Origin of the sequence: Xanthomonas sp. DAR 80977 (assembly GCF_041240605.1) — a bacterium.
GTDB lineage: Bacteria > Pseudomonadota > Gammaproteobacteria > Xanthomonadales > Xanthomonadaceae > Xanthomonas_A > Xanthomonas_A bundabergensis.
In genome coordinates this window covers 324180-341833 of the sequence record NZ_CP162487.1, presented here as the reverse complement: position 1 = coordinate 341833, position 17654 = coordinate 324180, and the positions used below count along the sequence as shown (strand labels likewise).

Here is a 17654-nt window from a genome sequence, read left to right as displayed (position 1 = left end):
ACGAGCGCAAACCAATGACCACACTAGATAATGCACGGTCCATACTGCAACGCCTCGCCAGCGACGACGACTTTCGCGCTGCCACGGAAAAGGATCCTGTCGCGGCGTTCGCCGAGTATGGATTCACCCTCGATCCGAGCATTTTGCCTGGGAGCGTGAGTCTCCCGAGCAAGGAAGAGATCGAAGCGAATCTGGAACTCCTGGCGAAGCAGTTTGAAGCGAGCCTCGGCTGGGTGGTTTTTTGTCGTTGAGTTGCTGCGACCACGACAGCGATTCGATCACGGGCGGCCGTTCGGCCGCCCATTCGGCGTAGACGCGACCGCGCCAGGCCAACGTCTTCATCGAGGCGAGTCCCTCGCCCACATCCCGGCCCAGTGCGGCCTCGGCGGATAGCCGCTCGACCTTGGTCAAGGTCAACGCCCAGGGCTGATCGAAGGGTTTCAGGAGCTCCAGCGCCGCCTCGGGCTTTCCCGACTGCATCGCGATCCGGGCCTCGACGATGGCCGACGAATTCTTGAGCAGCGGGTAGGGGGCGATGTCGGCAATCGGCCTGGCCACTTTCAACGCCTGCCGGGCGGTGGCGACATCGCCGTTGCTGGCCGCGACATAGCCCGCGTAGAGCGCCGCATTCGCCACCGCTTCCTGCGCCCGGCCCGCGCTGTCGTGCAGGCCGTTTTCCGCCAGCGCCACCAGTTTCTGCGCTTCCTGCAGCACCGCCCTTCTGTCGGACGTGCGGCGCATGATCGCCAGCGCGGAGGTCCGCGCGCCCCATTCGAACGGCGTATGCGGATCGGCCACCGCGGCCCTGAGCGCATCGGCCTGCTGCGCGGCCTTTTCCCATTCGCCTTGATCCGCCATCACATTGAGGTTCGCGGCGGCACGCTCGTTCGTCGCGAATGGCGGCTCTCCCGGAACCGGACGCAACATCGCATCGGCTTCCTTGAATTTCGATTCGGCGGCCTTGATCAGCGAAAACTCGACGGAATTCTTCCGGTACCCCAACGCTTCGGCCTGGAGGTAATCGCGCTCGGCTTCGGCCACATCGCCAAGCGCCGAGCGGGCGATCGCCCGGAAGCTCAGCGCCACCGGACGGGTGACCGCCTGCGTCGCCGCGGCGCGGTCGCTGTATTCGAACATCTCCTTGAAGCGCGCACCGTCGCGCATGCTGGACGCCACATTGAAGGCGGCCACGTGATAATCGGGATACAGCGACGACAGGGCCACCCACTTGCCGGGATAATCCTTTTCCCAGCGGAACAGCGCCATCTGCGCCATGGCATAGAGGCGCTCGCGGTCGGTCAGCCTGCCCACCTCCTCGATCGCCATGCCCATTTGCTGCTGGGCGCTGAGCACGTCGGTCTTGTTGTAGGCCACGCGCGCCAGGCCGATCTTGGCCATGGCGAAATTCGGGTCGATGTTCAGCGCCTGCCTGAACTGCATTTCCGCCGCTTGCAGATTCTGCTCGGCGTAGGACTTCTGACCCAGCGAAAATGCTCGCAAGGCATCGAGCTTGTCGGTCGTCACCCGCTCCAGCGGGGCCGAACTCTTCTTGATGGACGCCACGCTCTCGCCGAACGCCTTGCGCAACGAGTCGCCGGCCTCGCCCAACGCCGCCACCGCCGATCCCGGGCCACGCGCCGTCGCCGATTCGGTGATGACCGTGGCTTCCGTCGCCGGGTCGACCACCTCGATGCTGATCCGCACCTTCCCGTCCGCGTCGGACACCGTGGGCAGCAGCAACGCGCGCGCGCCGGTGCGCTGGGCGATTTCCGCGCCGAGCTTGCGATCCACGGCAACGCCGGCGTCGCGCCGCATCATTTTCAGCGCCTCGCGCACGCGCGCATCGGCCAGCACATTGACGTAGCGCGATTGTTCCAGGCTGACCCGCAGCCCGGTCTCGATCGTGTCGTCGTAGAGCGTGTCGCCGGTCAGATTGCGCAGATCCCCCACCACCACCCAGTCGCGCTCGGCGAAGGCGATGGCCGGCTGCGGGCGAGTGACGAACCAGACGCCGACCGCGACCGACGCGATCAGGCCGGCCTCCGCCAGCAGCGCCGCCGGGCGGCGCCACAGCGGGATGTCGCGCCATGCCTTCGGCGTCGGTTTCGGCGCGCGCAGCGGGGTGTTGCCGATCTCGCCGACTTCGTAGATCTCCTGCGCGGTCGGCACGCCCTTGAAGCGCCAGCGGCCATGCGATTTCCACAGCAGGCGCTCGCCGCGCTCGCCCAGCTCGCGCGCGGCGCGGTGGGTCAGCGACTCGGCCACCGCCGACAGCAGGATCTGCCCGGGCCGGGCCAGGGTCATCAGCCGTGCCGCGGTCGGCTTGGCCAGGCCCTCCACTTCCAGCGGCTTGGCGCCGACCTGCACCGCCGCGTCGCTGTTGCGCCAGGTCAGCACCTCGCCCACGTGCAGGCCGGCGCGCACCTTCAGTTCCACCTTGCGCTGCGCGCCCAGCTCGCGCAGGCCGCGGGCATAGTCCAGGGCGAAGCCGAGGCCGTCGATCGGCCGCTCGAACAGCAGCAGCAGGCCGTCGGAGCGGTCGATCAGGCGCCCGCGCCAGCGCTGCTGCAGCTCCAGCACCAGCGAGTCGTGCAGCTTGAACAGTTCGGCGGCATTGGCGTCGCCCAGCCGCTCCACCAGCGCCATCGAATCGCACAGGTCGGTCAGCAGCAGGGTGCGGAGCTGCGGGACCTCGGGCTGGGGTTGGTGGGCGTCGTTCATGGGCAGCTCGAGGACGCGCGCGCGTCAGTAGGGTGCGGAGGCGAGGTCGTGCCAGTACAGGCGATTGCCTCCCAGACGCTTGGCTTCGTACAGCGCGGCGTCGGCATTGGCGTACCAGTCGTTCCAGTCGGACTGCGGATCGACCCGGCTGATGCCGATGCTGACCGGGCAGATATGCGGCGAGGGATGCGGCACGCCGAGCAGGTTCTGCACGGTGGCGATCACGAACTCGCCGATGCGGCGCAGGTCTTCCACGTTGCCGGCCGAGACCAGCAGGCAGAATTCGTCGCCGCCGAGGCGGCAGGCGATGTCGTCGCGGCCGGCGACCGAACGCAGGATGTTGGCCACGTTCTGCAGCACGCGGTCGCCGACCAGGTGGCCGTGCTCGTCGTTGATGTGCTTGAAGCGGTCGCAGTCGATCAGCAGCAGGCCCGGCCCCGGCGAACGGCCGTCGCGGCGGCATTCCTGCAGGCGCAGGATCAGGCCGCGGCGGTTGTGCAGGCCGGTCAGTTCGTCGGTGCGCACCAGCTCTTCGGTCTGGCTGAGCTGGTGGGTGGTGGCGTAGAGGTTGTCCAGCGCCGCTTCCAGGTCGTGGTTGCGGCGGCGCAGCTGGCGGATCAGGGTCTGCTCGTTCATCACCACGCGCATGATGGTACGGCGCAGGAAATAGGCGACCAGGCCCGGGTCGCGCTCCACCAGGCGCTGGAAATCGTCGTGGTCCAGTTCGACCAGCACGCCGTCGCTGGCGGCGATCGCGTCGGCGCTGCGCATGTGGCTGCCGATCAACAGGCCGAGTTCGCCGAAGAATTCGCCGTGTCCGAGATGCTTGACGACCAGGTCCTCGCCGAAATCCAGGTCGATCACGCCGCTGCTGATCACGAACATGGCGCTGCCGCCGTCGCCGCGCCGGAACAGCACGTCGCCGGCACGCACCGGGCGCGAACGGCCGAACTCGGAGAACAGGCGCAGCTCCGCCGCAGTCAGCACCGCCAGCTCATTGGGCTTGGGGGCGACCACACCAACCGTCGAAATTGTCTCGCGTGCGTTGGACGCGGTGCTGTCGCAGCTCATCCAGCCCCCTACTGCTCTTGGCGTCGCCCGCCATCTTGCGCAAAGCATAGCATCTGAATGGAGCGCTCACGGTGGGCTCACAGCCAATCTCGCGCAGGCGGAGACCGCCAAAGCGCCTGAAATCCAGGGTTGCCGGCCGAGCGGTACGGCGACGCCGTCGCCAGGCCTGGCGCAAACCGTAGACACCGCGGCGGCGCCCTCGCCTGCGCCGCCGCGCGGACAAAAAAAGCCCGGGCGAACCCGGGCTGTCCCCTCCCTTGGGGATCGGCAAGCAACGGACGCCCGGCTGCAGGTCAGGCGGCCTTTTCGCCGTGGAACTGCTCTTCCTCCGTCGAGCCCTTCAGTGCGGTGGTGGAGGACTGGCCCTGCTGGATCGCCTGGGTCACCGCGTCGAAGTAGCCGGTGCCGACCTCGCGCTGGTGCTTGACCGCGGTGAAGCCGCGCTCGGCGGCGGCGAACTCGGCTTCCTGCAACTCGACGAAGGCGCTCATCTGCCGGCGCGCGTAGCCGTGCGCCAGGTTGAACATCGAGTAGTTCAGCGCATGGAAACCGGCCAGGGTGATGAACTGGAACTTGTAGCCGTAGCGCGCGATCTCCTTCTGGAACCTGGCGATGGTCGCGTCGTCCAGGTTCTTCTTCCAGTTGAAGCTCGGCGAGCAGTTGTAGGCCAGCAGCTTGCCCGGGAACTTGGCGTGGATCGCTTCGGCGAACTGGCGCGCGAACTCCAGGTCCGGCTTGCCGGTCTCGCACCACACCAGGTCGGCATACGGGGCGTAGGCCAGGCCGCGGCTGATTGCCTGGTCCAGGCCCTTGTTGGTCTTGAAGAAGCCCTCGACGGTGCGCTCGCCGGTGGTGAACGGGCGGTCGTTGGCGTCGATGTCGCTGGTCACCAGGTCGGCGGCCTCGGCGTCGGTGCGCGCGACCAGCAGCGTCGGCACGCCCAGCACGTCGGCGGCCAGGCGCGCGGCGTTGAGCTTCTCGACCGCCTCGCGGGTCGGCACCAGCACCTTGCCGCCCATGTGCCCGCACTTCTTCACCGAGGCCAGCTGGTCCTCGAAGTGCACGCCGGCCGCGCCGGCCTCGATCATCGCCTTCATCAGTTCGAACGCATTGAGCACGCCGCCGAACCCGGCCTCGGCATCGGCCACGATCGGCTGCAGGAAGTCGATCTCGTCCTTGCCCTCGGCGTGGTGCAGCTGGTCGGCGCGCAGCAGCGTGTTGTTGATGCGCTTGACCACCGCCGGCACCGAGTCGGCCGGGTACAGCGACTGGTCCGGGTACATCTGCCCGGCCAGGTTGGCGTCGGCGGCGACCTGCCAGCCGGACAGGTAGATCGCATTGAGCCCGGCCTTGACCTGCTGCATCGCCTGGTTGCCGGTCAGCGCGCCCAGCGCGTTGACGAAGTCCTTTTCGTGCAGGTACTTCCACAGCTTCTCGGCACCGAGCCGGGCCAGCGAATGCTCCACGTGCACGGTGCCGCGCAGGCGCACCACGTCGGCGGCGGTGTAGTTGCGGGCGATCCCGGCCCAGCGCGGATTGGTGTCCCAGTCGTGCTGGATCTGTTCGGCGGTCTGCAGCGTGGTGCTCATCTTGCGTTCTCCTCGGAGTGGATACGGCGATGAAACGGTGGGGCGGTGTGTCGGATGAAACGGCGTGAAGGCATGGCAGAGGTCGGACGCAGGGATGTCGCTTTCGCGATTCCCCATTCCCGAATCCCCACTCCCGGCTGCAATCACTCGATCATCTGGTAGGCCGGCAGGGTCAGGAACTCGGCCAGCTCGTCGCTGCGGGTCAGCGTGTCCAGCAGCGCGATGGCGTCGTCCAGGCGGTTGCCGCCGGGCAGCAGCGCGCGCTCGCCCAGGCGCGCCGGCAACTGGCGCATGCAGGCGTCGAACAGCGCGAAGTCGATCGCGGTGCCGTCGTCCAGGTGCAGGCCGCCCACGTGCAGCCACTGCCACAGCTGGCTGCGGCTGATCTCGGCGGTGGCCGCGTCTTCCATCAGGTGGTGGATCGGCACGCAGCCGTTGCCGTCCAGCCACGCCGCCAGGTAGCGCACGCACACTTCGATGTTGCCCTCGAAGCCGGCGCGGGTGATGCTGCCGGCGGACGGCGCGATCAGCGTGTCGCGGTCGGCCTGCACGTCCTCGCGCAGCACCGTGTGCTGGTTCGGCGCGCGCATGTGCTCGTCGAAGATGGCGCGGGCGATCGGGATCAGCGCCGGGTGCGCGACCCAGGTGCCGTCGTGCCCGGCGCTGACCTCGCGCAGCTTGTCCGCGCGCACCCGCGCCATCGCCTGCTCGTTGGCCGCCTCGTCGTGGCCGATCGGGATCTGCGCGGCCATGCCGCCCATCGCATGCGCGCCGCGGCGGTGGCAGGTGCGGATCAGCAGTTCCGAATACGCCTTCAGGAACGACTGGGTCATGGTCACCTGGCCGCGCTCGGGCAGCACCCGGTCGGGGTGGCGGCGGAAGGTCTTCAGGTAGGAAAAGATGTAGTCCCAGCGGCCGCAGTTCAGGCCGACGATGCGCTCGCGCAGCGCATGCAGGATCTCGTCCATCTCGAACACCGCCGGCAGCGTCTCGATCAGCACGGTGACCTTGATCTGGCCCTGCGGCAGGCCCAGCATCGCCTCGATGTGCGACAGCGCGGCCTCCCACAGCGCGGCCTCCTCCATCGACTGCAGCTTGGGCAGGTACAGGTACGGGCCGCGGTCCTTGGCCAGCAGCGCGCGGCCGTTGTGGAAGGCGAACAGCGCCGCGTCGAACAGGCCGCCGGCCAGCGGCTGGCCATCGACCAGCACGTGCTTCTCGTCCAGGTGCCAGCCGCGCGGGCGCACGATCAGCACCGCCTGCTCGTCGTAGGGCTTGAGCGCGTAGCGCTTGCCCGGGCTGCCGTCGCGCGCCGCCGGCGCGGTGAAGCTCAGGGTGCCGGCCACCGCCTCGGCCAGCGCGCGCTGGCCGGCGACCAGGTTGCGCCAGGTCGGCGCGGTCGAGTCCTCGAAGTCGGCCATGTACACCTTGGCGCCGGAGTTCAGCGCGTTGATGACCATCTTCGGATCGGTCGGGCCGGTGATCTCGACGCGGCGGTCCTGCAGCGCGGCCGGCAGCGGCGCCACGCGCCAGTCGCCGGCGCGGATCGCCTGGGTGTCGGGGCGGAAGTCCGGCAGGCCGCCGCCGTCGAACCAGGCCTGGCGTTCGCGCCGCGCCGCCAGCCGCGCCTGCCGCTCGGGTTCGATCGCCCGATGCAGCGACACCAGCAGGGCCAGCGCCGCCGGCGGCAGCAGGGCGTCCTGGCCGGCCAGCGAGGCGGTCAGGGTGATGCCGGGGGTGGAGCGTTCGGCGGGCGGGGATGAAGCGGCGAAGGCGGCGGCGGACATGGTGGGGTTCCTCGATGTTTCCGGGAGGCCACCGTGCTGCCGACGCAAGTATTTGACAATACAGTTTTATCAATGCATTAAATAAGCACACCTTATAGTTGTCACGCCATGGCCACGCGCGGCTCCGCAACCCCGCGTTTTCCCTACAAATCCGACCGGCTGAAGCCGCTGCGCGCGTTCTGCCAGACGGTGCGCCTGGGCTCGGTCTCACGGGCCGCCGAGGCGCTGTTCGTCAGCCAGCCGGCGGTGACCCTGCAGTTGCAGGCGCTGGAGCGCGAATTGGGCGTGGTGCTGCTGGAGCGCAGCGGGCGCCGCCTGATCCCCAGCCGCGAGGGCCAGCTGCTGTACGAGATGGCGCAGCCGCTGGTGGAAAGCCTGGACCGGCTGGAAGCCGATTTCCGCGAGAAGGCGCGCGGACTGGATGCGGGCGAACTGAACATCGCCGCCAACAGCTCCACCATCCTGTACCTGCTGCCGAAGATCGTGGAGAACTTCCGCGCCCGCCATCCGGAGGTGCGCCTGACCCTGCACAACGCCATCAGCGCCGACGGCACCGAGCTGCTGCGCGAGGACGCGGTGGACCTGGCGGTGGGTTCGATGCTCGACGTGCCGGCCGACCTCAGCTATGCGCCGGTGTACCGCTTCGAGCAACTGCTGATCGCCCCGCGCGACCACCCGCTGGCGAACAAGCCCAAGCTCACCCTGGACGACCTGTCGCCGTACCCGCTGATCCTGCCGCCCAAGCGCCAGGTGACCTACCGCCTGGTCGACCTGGTGTTCCAGCAGGCGCGGGTGCCGTACACGGTGGCGCTGGAAGTGGGCGGCTGGGAGGTGATCAAGCAATACGTGGCGATGGGCATGGGCATCTCCATCGTCAGCTCGATCTGCGTCACCGAGGCCGACCGCGGCAAGCTGGCCACGCGCGCGCTGAGCGACTACTTCCCATCGCGCAGCTACGGCGTGGTGGTGCGCAAGGGCAAGTACCTGTCGCCGCAGGCGCGCGCCTTCATCGAACTGATCCAGCCGGACCTGTTCACCCCGCGCGGCTACGACGAGAGCGGACCGTCGGAGCGTTGATCCGGGTTCGGCGTCGCACCACCTGCGGGCGTGAACAGACGCGACGCGCGGTTGCGCGCGATGCCGAACGCTGCGGGCAAGGCCTCTGGATGGGCGGGCCGGCGGTCGCCGCTGGCCCTGCTGACGCACTCGCCCGGCCGGCATAGACTAGCCGCACGCCACGGCCAGCGACGCCCGTCGATGGGCTCGGCGGGCCGGCAGTCGGGGGACGGGACTGGCGACCGCGCACACGCAGGCCGGCTCGCCGGACCATGCCGATTCGATCCAACGGAAGGGCTGAGGCAATGAATCCAACCACGCTGTTGCTGGTGCAGTTGGCGGTGATCCTGGTCGCGGCGCGCCTGTGCGGCATGCTGCTGCAACGCGTCGGCCAGTCGCCGGTGATCGGCGAGATGGCCGCCGGGCTGTTGCTGGGGCCGATCGCGTTCGGCGCGTGGCTGCCGGAGCTGCATGGCGCCCTGTTCGCCCGCGCGAGCCTGCCGCCGCTGTCCGGGCTGGCCAATATCGGCGTGGTGCTCTTCATGTTCATCGTGGGCGTGGAGCTGCGTGCGCCGGAAGGCACCAAGGCGCAGGTGCGTTCGTCGACGACGGTCGGCCTGTCCGGCATCGCGCTGCCCTTGCTGCTCGGCCTGGCGGCGTCGTACTGGCTGTTCCCGCGCTTCGCGCCGCACGGCATCGGCTTCTGGCCGTTCGCCCTGTTCATCGCCGCGGCGATGTCGGTCACCGCGTTCCCGGTGCTGGCGCGCATCCTCAAGGACCGCAACATGACCCGCACCCCCGCCGGGCGGCTGGCGCTTGGCGCGGCGGTGATCGACGATGCGACGGTGTGGATCTTCCTGGCGGTCGTGCTGACCCTGACCGGCGGCAACGCGCATGGCGGCGTCGGCTTCACCGCGGTCGGCGCGCTGGTCCTGATCGCCGTGGTGTTCGGCGTGCTGCGCCCCGCGTTCGCGCGCCTGCTGAAGCCACGCGCGAGCGATGGCCGCTATGCCCCGACCGCCCTGGTCTGGGTGCTGATCGGCTTGCTGGCCTGCGCGGCCGCGGCCGAATGGATCGGCCTGCACGCCATCTTCGGCGCGTTCCTGTTCGGCATCTGCCTGCCGCGCGAGGACCGCCTGCTGGAACATCTGGCCGGACGCATCGAGCCGCTGGCGATCACCCTGCTGATGCCGGTGCTGTTCGCGGTCGCCGGCCAGGCCACCAGCCCCAGCGCATTCGCCGGCGCGGGCATCGCCGGCTTCGTGCTGGTGATCGGCGTGGCGGTGGTCGGCAAGCTGGTCGGCTGCACGCTGGGCGCGCGCCTGAGCGGCCACGACTGGCGCGACAGCCTGACCGTGGGCTCGCTGATGAACGCACGCGGCCTGATGGAACTGGTGGTGATCAAGATCGGCCTGGACAGCGGCGTGATCGGCCCGGACCTGTTCACCCTGCTGTTCGGCATGACCCTGGTGACCACCTTCATGGCCTCGCCGATGGTGGCCTGGTTCCATCGCGAACGGCATGCCGCCGGCAGCGCCGGGCTGGGCGCGGGCCGGTCCAGTCGCTGAGCGCGGAGCCGTGCCGGGCGAACGGCTGGACCGCGCCGGTGGCGTCGCCCGCTATGCATTCGCGGCGCGCAACACACTTCCCTCGAGCAGTTGGCGAACGCACGCCGGACCGGCCGGTCGCGCACGCCGCTGCCGGCCATGCACGCACACCTGCCGATGAGCGCCTTGCCCACATCCTCCCGCTACGCCGAACTCGACGCACCGCCGGCCTTGCGCGATCGCCTGCGCTGCAGCTGGCGCTTCCGCCAGGGCGATGCCGATCCGCAGCCGACGCAGGTGCTGCCCGATGGCTGCGTGGACCTGATCTGGGACGGACGCAGGTTGTTCGTGGCCGGGCCGGACCGCCGCGCCAGCAGCGCGGCACTGGCCCCGGGCAGCGTGCTGAGCGGCGTGCGCCTGGCCGCCGGTGCCGGCGAGCGCCTGCTCGGCGTGCCGCTGCATGCCATCGCCGACCAGCGCGTCGCACTGGACGCCTTGTGGGGCGGCCGCGGCCGCGACTGGCAGACCCGGCTCGAGGACGGCGCCGCACCGCTGCCGCTGCTGCAGGCGCTGTGCGCCAGCCGCCCGCTCGAGGCGGACCTGCCGATGGCGTGGGTGTTCGCACAGCTGGCCGAGGACGGCGCACCGCGCATGGCCGAACTGACCCGCAACCTGGGCATCAGCGAACGCTCGCTGCGGCGCCGCTGCCAGGACGCGTTCGGCTACGGCGCCAAGACCCTGGAGCGCATCCTGCGCCTGCAGCGCTTCCTGCGCATCGTCTCCGGCCACGCCACGCTGACCGCGGCGGCGCTGGAGGCCGGCTACGGCGACGCCCCGCATCTGGTTCGCGACAGCCGCCAGCTGACCGGCCTCAGCCCGCGCGAGCTGGTGCGCCGGCACGCGCGCTGAGCTGGCCGTTTTCGCCAAGCCGGCAACGCCGCGGCGATGGATACTGGCCGCCCTTTTCACGGAGCCCGCCATGAGCCGCGCCGACCAGCAGCACCGCATCGACTACCTGGAATTCGCCGTCGCCTCGATCGCCGCGGCCAAGGACTTCTACGGCCGGGCCTTCGACTGGACCTTCCAGGACTACGGCCCGGACTACTGCGAATTCCGCGACGGCCGCCTGACCGGCGGCTTCTTCCACGGCACCGCCCAGCCCGGCGGCGCGCTGGTGGTGCTGTACTCCAACGACCTGGCCGACACCCAGGCGCGCATCGAGGCCGCCGGCGGCCGCATCGTCCGCCCGGTCTTCGCATTCCCCGGCGGCCGCCGCTTCCATTTCGCCGACCTCGACGGTTATGAGCTGGCGGTGTGGTCGGAGGGGTGAGGCCGGCGGCCGGCTTCCGCTGCCGAAGGGCAGTCAGCGCCGGCTGCTCGACACCAAGGCGACAAGGCCACGAATCCAACCCTGCATGCGCACGCACGTACTGACCAGCTGCGCTGTTACATCGCTGGTCCGCTCGGGAATGGATGCCCATGGCAGTGGCGACGCGCGGGAGGGCGTCACCGGGACGGTTTTGTCTGGCAAGCAAAGCTCAGTAGAACCGTTCCTTGTTCTCTCTGTCCATCTCCAAATCAATCGCGTTCCAAGATCGCTCCAGGTGTTGCAACCGCGCTTCGGCCGCCCCGTGAGGACGGTTCGGAGTTAGACGCACAAGCTGATACGCGACATCCAGGATCCTGCGATTCAGTTCGTGCTGCTCGACTTGCGCGCTGTTCTCTATCGATACCGAAGGGCTTCCCGCATTGCCGAGCATCGGACCGATCGAACGCTCGACCATTCCCAGTATCTGCATGACCAGATCGGATCCTTCGACTGCAATCCTCTCGATCGCATTGCGAGAATTTGGCGACAGCGCATCTTTGACCCGATCGAACTCGACCTTGGCGCCCTTCCCCGTGGAGTAGTCCCCATCCGACTCGATCACCCTCCAGAGAATCTCATCCGTCGCCAAACTCACCGCGCATAGCAGAACGGGCACGGAGAAGCTCTTCCAATAGTCTATATGCAGACTTTCAAGATTAATGACATTTATCCCATCCTCAAAAGGTTTCATCGTGGCCTTGACCTGAACCTTGACCACCTTGCCGGTAGAATTGAGTTCGCCGTCGGTGATCTCGATTTCGGCATCGATTCCGAGATCGACGGATTGACGCCGGCACGGCCATCGGAAGTACTTGATGAATGCCCTGGAGACGGCTATCTCGCCGAGATCTCCGATGATTTGCGACTCCGTGTATTTCATGGCACTGGCGCTGTTGAAAGTTTGATTGTGCGCGAAGGAGACGATCCGCCTCGCTTTTTTGGCTGCATCTTCTCTACTGGGCCGCAACGGCGCCGGCAAGCAAGGACACTTGCAACCCATTCGCTCAGCGGCCGCAAGCGCAGGACGCTTCGCCGATTATGCGACCAACGCGCATGTCCATTCCGTGGGGCATTTCAAGGTCGGCAGAGCTAGGTCCGATCGCGCGCGTAATGCCGCAAGAACATCTCCACCGCCGATTCCGCCACCTGCGCCTGCTGCGCGGCGCTCAGCGCCGGCTGGCCCATGGCGATCTGCGGCCAGAACGCGAAGCCCTTGACCAGCGCTTCCAGTTGCTGCGCGGCGAACGCCGGATCCAGCGGCTGCAGGCGGCCGTCGTCCACGGCCGCGCGGATCCAGACGATGGTGCCCTCTTCCTTGCTGCCCAGTTGCGCGATCAGTTCGCGGGCGCGCGCGGGCGAGTGGATGCCTTCGGCGATGGCCACGCGCGACAGGTCGATGAAGGCCGGGTCGTCGAGCAGCCGCAGCTTCTGCTGCAGCAGCTGCAACAGCTGCTCGCGCAGCGGCCGGTCGGGGCGGTACGGCACGCCGAGCAGCTCCGCGCTGCGCTGCCACAGCCGGCGCAGGATCTCGGCGAACAGCGCGTCCTTGCTCGGGAAGTGGTTGTAGACGGTGCGCTTGGACACGCCGGCGCTGGCGGCGACGCGGTCCATGCTGGTGGCCTCGAAGCCCTGGCTGCGGAACTCGGCGATCGCCGCCTCCAGGATCGCCTGGCGCTTGCGCTCGGTCAGGCGCACCGGGGCCGGCGCGGGGGCGGATGAACTGGACATGTGGACATTTTACACCGGGCGGTTTACTTTTCCCGCAAGGAAACTACACTGTGTAGTGTAATTTCTTGCCGGCGCCCGCCGGTGCTGCCCTTCCCCTCCCGCTGGACTGCCTCCATGGTCGCTTCCGCCTGCCAGATCCCCCGCTCGCCATCGCACACGGCCTCGCCGCAATACCACCAGGGACGCTTCCGCAACACGACGCCCACCGCGACCAGCGCCCTTGGCTTTTTCGCCAGCCTGCGCCTGCTGTGGCAGTTCGCGTTCGACAAGCCGGCGCACACGGTGCCCTCGCTGCCGCTGCCGGTGCTGCCGCTGACCCGCGCGCAGGTGCTGGCCGCGCCGGAGCACAGCCTGTTCCGGCTCGGCCACTCCACGGTGCTGATGAAGCTGCGCAGCGGCTTGTGGCTGACCGACCCGGTGTTCTCCGAGCGCGCCTCGCCGTTCCCGTTCGCCGGCCCCAGGCGCTTCCATGCGCCGCCGATCGCGCTGGACGCGCTGCCGCCGATCGCCGGGGTGATCCTGTCGCACAACCACTACGACCACCTGGACCGCGCCACCATCCGCCGCCTGGCCGACCGTGTCGGCGTGTTCGTGACGCCGCTGGGCGTGGGCGACCTGCTGCTGCGCTGGGGCGTGGACCCGGCCAAGGTGCGGCAGCTGGACTGGTGGCAATCGACCACGGTGGACGGGGTGACGCTGACCGCGACGCCGTCGCAGCACTTCTCCGGCCGCGGGCTGTTCGACAGCGGCCGCTCGCTGTGGTGCTCGTGGGCGATCCAGGATCAGGCGCTGAAGATCTTCTTCAGCGGCGACAGCGGCTACTTCGACGGCTTCAAGGCGATCGGCCAGCGGCTGGGTCCGTTCGACCTGACCCTGATGGAGACCGGCGCCTACGACGCGCAATGGCCGCATGTGCACATGCAGCCGGAGCAGAGCCTGCAGGCGCACCTGGACGTGGGCGGGCGCACGCTGCTGCCGATCCACAACGGCACCTTCGACCTGGCCCTGCACGCCTGGCACGAGCCGTTCGAGCGCATCGTCGCGCTGGCCGCGGCGGCCGGGGTGACCTTGGCGACGCCGCGCATGGGCGAACGGGTGGACATGGCCGCGCCCGCTGCCGGCGAGCGCTGGTGGCGCGCGCTGGGCGAGGTGCCTGCGGCGGCGCGCTGACGCGCCGACGCAGAAACGCCGCGACCGACGCCGACGCCGGCCCACGGCCGGCACAGGCACAGGCACCGGCACAAGGTGCCGGCCTAGCGCGTATCGACCGCAGGACGCGGCCGACACGCACGCCTGCACATTACAGCCGCGACCACTCCAGGCCTTCGCCACGGCGGTAGTACACCGCCAGCGCCTTGCCGTAGACGCTGTCGGCGTCGACGAAGCCGAAGTAGCGGCCGTCCAGGCTGTCGCCGCGATGGTCGCCGACCACCAGCAGCTTGCCGGGCGGCACGCGCACGTCGTACAGGTCCGGGCCGCCGCCGGCGTCCAGGTCCAGCTGCGCGACGCGCTCGCCGAAGCGTTCCTTGTCGCCCTCGCCGCCGAGCTGCAGCGGCTGGCCGTTGATCGACAGGTGGCCGTCGCGCAGGTCCACCCGGTCGCCGGCCACCGCCACCACGCGCTTGATCAGGCGGGTGCCGTCGCGCGGCGAATCGAACACCGCCACCTCGCCGCGCTGCGGCCGGCCGCGCTCGAGCACGCGCCACAGGGTGAACGGCACGCGCAGGCCGTAGGCGCTCATGTCCACCGCGACGCGGTCGCCGGGTTGCAGGGTCGGCTGCATCGAGCCGGTGGGCACCACGTAGTGGTTGGCGAACGAGGAGCGCGCGGCGGTCAGCAACAGCAGCATCACCGCGATCGGCAGCAGTTCCTTGCGCGTCCAGCGCGCGGCGCGGTGCAGGCGGGAGTCTTGCGGGTCGGTCGAGGTCATGCGGCACCTGTGGGATTCGGGCAGGAGTGCATCGTGGCGATGCCAGGGCGACAGTGCGCGCGTGGCCGCGTGGGATACCAGTGACGGAAGGCATGGGTGGCGGTTCCGGCGCCGCGAGTCGGGCGCGGAGCGGTTCTGTCGGGGCTGAAGCCCCTCCTACAGTGCACCCAGCAGGCAATCGCACGCTCTCCCTGTGAGAGCGGCTCCGGGGGCCTCGGACCATCGGTCGCGGCACGGCGCCGGTGGGCGGCCGGCTTGGGACACCATGACGTTCGAAACGCGCTTGCTCGCGGCTGCGGATGACATAGGGGCCCAAGCCCTTCCTACAGGGTCGCCGCCACCGTTTCGCATCCGCCGCAACGGAAAACGGGATGGCCGTTGGGCCATCCCGTTCTCGATCACCGCGTGCGGCGAAGTGCGACTCAGTCCTTCAGGCCGCGGTTCTCCAGCAGCGGCTCGACGCTGGGGTCCTTGCCGCGGAAATCGCGGTACAGGGTGGCCAGGTCGACGGTGTTGCCGCGCGAGAGGATCTTGGCGCGGAAGATGTCGCCGTTCTTGCGCGACAGGCCGCCGTTCTCCTTGAACCATTCGAACGCGTCGTCGTCGAGCACTTCCGCCCAGAAGTAGGCGTAGTAGCCGGCCGAGTAGCCGCCGCCCCAGATGTGGTCGAAGTAGGTGGTGCGGTAGCGCGGCGGCACTTCGGCCACGTCCACCTTGAACTTCTTCAGCGCCTCGGCTTCGAACTTGTCCACGTCCTGCAGCGGCGCGTCGGCCGGCTGGGTGTGCCAGGCCAGGTCGAGCAGCGCCGCCGACAGGTACTCGGTGGTGGCGTAGCCCTGGTTGAAGGTGCGCGCCTTCTTGATCTTCTCCACCAGCTCGGCCGGCATCGCTGCGCCGGTCTGGTAGTGCTTGGCGTAGTGCGCGAACACCTTCGGATCCGAGGCCCAGTGCTCGTTGAACTGCGACGGGAACTCGACGAAGTCGCGCGAGGTGGCGGTACCGGCGATCGACGGGTACTTCACCTTGGAGAACATGCCGTGCAGCGCGTGGCCGAACTCGTGGAACATGGTGGTGACGTCGTCGAAGCTGAGCAGCGCCGGCTGGCCGGGCGCGGGCTTGGTGAAGTTGCAGACGTTGTAGACCACCGGCTTGGCGCCGGTCAGGCCGTCCTGCTCGACGAACACGTCCATCCACGCGCCGCCGGACTTGCTGTCGCGCTTGTAGTAGTCGGTGTAGAACAGCGCCATCGAGGTGCCGTCCTGGTCGAACACTTCGTACACCTTCATGTCCGGGTTGTAGGTCGGAATGTCGGTGCGTTCCTTGAAGGTGATGCCGTACAGCTCGGTGGCGGCGTAGAACACGCCGTTCTTGAGCACGTTGTCCAGTTCGAAGTAGGGCTTGATCTGCGACTCGTCCAGGTCGTACTTGGCCTTGCGCACCTGCTCGGCGTAGAAGTCCCAGTCGGAGGCGGCGAGCTTGAAGCCACCCTTCTGCGCATCGATCACCTTCTGCATCTCGGCGACTTCGCTGCGCGCCTTGGCGGTGGCGGCCGGCACGGTGTCGGTGAGCAGCTTCAGCGCCGCGGCCGGGGTCTTGGCCATCTGGTCGCCCAGACTGTAGGCGGCGTAGCTGTCGAAGCCGAGCAGCTTGGCCTTCTGCGCGCGCAGCTGGGCCAGGCGCTGGATGGTCTGGCGGGTGTCGTTGGCGTCGCCCTTCTCGGCGCGCGACTGCGAGGCCGCCATCACCTGGGTGCGCAGCTCGCGGTCCTTCAGCGAGGCCAGCACCGGCTGCTGGGTGGTGTTCTGCAGGGCGAGCAGGTACTTGCCGTCGAGCTTGCGCGCGGCGGCGTCCTGCGCGGCCGAGGCGATGTCGCCCTCGGACAGGCCGTCGAGCTTGGCCTTGTCGTCCACCACCACCGCGCCGGCGGCGGTGGCCGCGACCAGCTTGGTGTGGAACTGGGTGGCCAGCGTGGTTTCCTCGACGTTGAGCTTGCGCAGCGTCGCCTTGTCGGCATCGGACAGCTGCGCGCCGGCGCGCACGAATTCCTCGTAGTCGCGCTCGACCAGGCGCTTCTGCTCCGGCTCCAGGTTCAGCGTGTCGCGCTGGTCGTAGATGGTCTTGATCCGCGCGAACAGCTTCGGGTCCAGGCTGATCTCGTCCTGGTGCTCGGCCAGCTTCGGCGCGACCGTTTCCTGGATCTTCTGGCGCTCGTCGTTGGTGTCGGCCTGGACCAGGCCGAAGAAGATCCGCTGGACCCGGTTCAGGGTCTCGCCGCTGCGCTCCATCGCCTCGATGGTATTGGCGAAGCTGGCCGGCTCGGCGTTGTCGGCGATCTTGCGGATCTCGGCCAGGTGCTGCTTCATGCCCTCTTCGAACGCGGGCAGGTAGTCGGCGTCCTTGATCTTGTCGAACGGCGGCGCCTGGAACGGCAGCGTGCTGGCGCTCAACAGCGGGTTGGCGGGCGCGGGGGCGGGACTCTGCGAGGCGGCGGGGGCAGCGGGCACGGGGGTGGACTCCTTACCGGAACAGGCGGCCAGCGCCAGGCTGATGGCGGCGGCCAGAACGACGGTACGCGACATGGGGTGGAACTCCTGACAGGGACATGGTGGCGGGGCAGCCGCGCACGCTACCCGGTTTGCGCGGGGCGGGCATGTGCCATTGGATCTGGGGGTGGGCCGGCGGGTCAGGTTGGCGATGGCGGCAGGAGCTGCCTGGGTTGAAGGCTCGGCGCGTCGCGACTGAAGTCGCTCCCACAAGGAGCCTCGCCGTTGCTGCCATGTCGACCACGCCCACTGTGGGAGCGACTTCAGTCGCGACGGGCCTTGCCCGGAAGACATGGTCCGGCTGGCGATCGCC

The 17654-nt window shown here is 68.8% G+C and carries 13 protein-coding genes and 1 pseudogene; 6 read left to right on the top strand and 8 right to left on the bottom strand.

What is annotated here, in order from left to right; all coding sequences use genetic code 11:
• Positions 1-14 precede the first annotated feature (14 nt).
• Positions 15-182: pseudogene (locus AB3X10_RS01535) on the top strand (NHLP-related RiPP peptide); the annotation flags it as partial.
• On the opposite strand, the gene AB3X10_RS01530 reads toward AB3X10_RS01535, so the two are convergent.
• The 4 genes from AB3X10_RS01530 to aceB form a co-directional block, all read right to left on the bottom strand.
• A complete protein-coding gene (locus AB3X10_RS01530) occupies positions 124-2721 on the bottom strand; it encodes a putative peptide modification system cyclase (protein ID WP_369978451.1) in 2598 nt (865 codons plus the stop codon). The pseudogene AB3X10_RS01535 and the gene AB3X10_RS01530 overlap by 59 nt on opposite strands.
• Before the next feature lie 24 nt (positions 2722-2745).
• The gene (locus AB3X10_RS01525; RefSeq protein ID WP_369978449.1) at positions 2746-3792 is read right to left on the bottom strand and encodes a sensor domain-containing diguanylate cyclase; all 1047 of its coding nucleotides are present in this window, start codon (positions 3790-3792) and stop codon (positions 2746-2748) included.
• A gap of 293 nt (positions 3793-4085) precedes the next feature.
• The gene (gene aceA / locus AB3X10_RS01520) at positions 4086-5381 is read right to left on the bottom strand and encodes an isocitrate lyase (RefSeq protein ID WP_369978447.1); all 1296 of its coding nucleotides are present in this window, start codon (positions 5379-5381) and stop codon (positions 4086-4088) included.
• A gap of 143 nt (positions 5382-5524) precedes the next feature.
• The gene (gene aceB, locus AB3X10_RS01515; RefSeq protein ID WP_369978445.1) at positions 5525-7168 is read right to left on the bottom strand and encodes a malate synthase A; all 1644 of its coding nucleotides are present in this window, start codon (positions 7166-7168) and stop codon (positions 5525-5527) included.
• A 108-nt stretch (positions 7169-7276) separates the two neighbouring features.
• Here aceB and AB3X10_RS01510 point away from each other — a divergent pair, with 108 nt between their 5' ends.
• The 4 genes from AB3X10_RS01510 to AB3X10_RS01495 all read left to right on the top strand — a co-directional run bounded on the left by AB3X10_RS01510 (position 7277) and on the right by AB3X10_RS01495 (position 11101).
• Positions 7277-8245, top strand: a complete 969-nt coding sequence (locus AB3X10_RS01510) for a LysR family transcriptional regulator (protein WP_369978443.1) — start codon at positions 7277-7279, stop codon at positions 8243-8245.
• A gap of 284 nt (positions 8246-8529) precedes the next feature.
• Positions 8530-9792 (top strand): cation:proton antiporter, encoded by a 1263-nt coding sequence (locus tag AB3X10_RS01505; RefSeq protein WP_369978441.1) that lies wholly within the window; start codon positions 8530-8532, stop codon positions 9790-9792.
• A 156-nt stretch (positions 9793-9948) separates the two neighbouring features.
• Positions 9949-10680: a helix-turn-helix domain-containing protein gene (locus AB3X10_RS01500; RefSeq protein WP_369981598.1), complete on the top strand. Its 732-nt coding sequence runs from the start codon at positions 9949-9951 to the stop codon at positions 10678-10680.
• Positions 10681-10750: 70 nt separating this feature from the next.
• Positions 10751-11101 (top strand): VOC family protein, encoded by a 351-nt coding sequence (locus AB3X10_RS01495; RefSeq protein WP_369978439.1) that lies wholly within the window; start codon positions 10751-10753, stop codon positions 11099-11101.
• 208 nt (positions 11102-11309) lie between these two features.
• Here AB3X10_RS01495 and AB3X10_RS01490 read toward each other — a convergent pair whose 3' ends face one another.
• Positions 11310-12119, bottom strand: coding sequence for a DUF4365 domain-containing protein (locus AB3X10_RS01490; protein WP_369978437.1), 810 nt, complete (start codon positions 12117-12119; stop codon positions 11310-11312).
• Positions 12120-12229: 110 nt separating this feature from the next.
• Positions 12230-12868, bottom strand: coding sequence for a TetR/AcrR family transcriptional regulator (locus tag AB3X10_RS01485; protein WP_369978435.1), 639 nt, complete (start codon positions 12866-12868; stop codon positions 12230-12232).
• Between the two features lie 114 nt (positions 12869-12982).
• Between AB3X10_RS01485 and AB3X10_RS01480 the strand changes: the two genes are divergently transcribed.
• Positions 12983-14038, top strand: a complete 1056-nt coding sequence (locus AB3X10_RS01480; protein WP_369978433.1) for an MBL fold metallo-hydrolase — start codon at positions 12983-12985, stop codon at positions 14036-14038.
• A 130-nt stretch (positions 14039-14168) separates the two neighbouring features.
• Here the strand turns inward: AB3X10_RS01480 and lepB are convergent, their stop codons facing one another.
• Both lepB and dcp read right to left on the bottom strand, forming a co-directional pair.
• Positions 14169-14798, bottom strand: coding sequence for a signal peptidase I (gene lepB, locus AB3X10_RS01475; protein ID WP_369978431.1), 630 nt, complete (start codon positions 14796-14798; stop codon positions 14169-14171).
• Positions 14799-15220: 422 nt separating this feature from the next.
• The gene (gene dcp, locus AB3X10_RS01470; RefSeq protein ID WP_369978429.1) at positions 15221-17377 is read right to left on the bottom strand and encodes a peptidyl-dipeptidase Dcp; all 2157 of its coding nucleotides are present in this window, start codon (positions 17375-17377) and stop codon (positions 15221-15223) included.
• Positions 17378-17654 lie beyond the last annotated feature (277 nt).

Coding starts and splice junctions, on each gene's coding strand:
- AB3X10_RS01530 (WP_369978451.1), bottom strand. CDS start 2,721: ATGAACGACGCCCACCAACCCCAGCCCGAGGTCCCGCAGCTCCGCACC.
- AB3X10_RS01525 (WP_369978449.1), bottom strand. CDS start 3,792: ATGAGCTGCGACAGCACCGCGTCCAACGCACGCGAGACAATTTCGACG.
- aceA (WP_369978447.1), bottom strand. CDS start 5,381: ATGAGCACCACGCTGCAGACCGCCGAACAGATCCAGCACGACTGGGAC.
- aceB (WP_369978445.1), bottom strand. CDS start 7,168: ATGTCCGCCGCCGCCTTCGCCGCTTCATCCCCGCCCGCCGAACGCTCC.
- AB3X10_RS01510 (WP_369978443.1), top strand. CDS start 7,277: ATGGCCACGCGCGGCTCCGCAACCCCGCGTTTTCCCTACAAATCCGAC.
- AB3X10_RS01505 (WP_369978441.1), top strand. CDS start 8,530: ATGAATCCAACCACGCTGTTGCTGGTGCAGTTGGCGGTGATCCTGGTC.
- AB3X10_RS01500 (WP_369981598.1), top strand. CDS start 9,949: ATGAGCGCCTTGCCCACATCCTCCCGCTACGCCGAACTCGACGCACCG.
- AB3X10_RS01495 (WP_369978439.1), top strand. CDS start 10,751: ATGAGCCGCGCCGACCAGCAGCACCGCATCGACTACCTGGAATTCGCC.
- AB3X10_RS01485 (WP_369978435.1), bottom strand. CDS start 12,868: ATGTCCAGTTCATCCGCCCCCGCGCCGGCCCCGGTGCGCCTGACCGAG.
- AB3X10_RS01480 (WP_369978433.1), top strand. CDS start 12,983: ATGGTCGCTTCCGCCTGCCAGATCCCCCGCTCGCCATCGCACACGGCC.
- lepB (WP_369978431.1), bottom strand. CDS start 14,798: ATGACCTCGACCGACCCGCAAGACTCCCGCCTGCACCGCGCCGCGCGC.
- dcp (WP_369978429.1), bottom strand. CDS start 17,377: ATGTCGCGTACCGTCGTTCTGGCCGCCGCCATCAGCCTGGCGCTGGCC.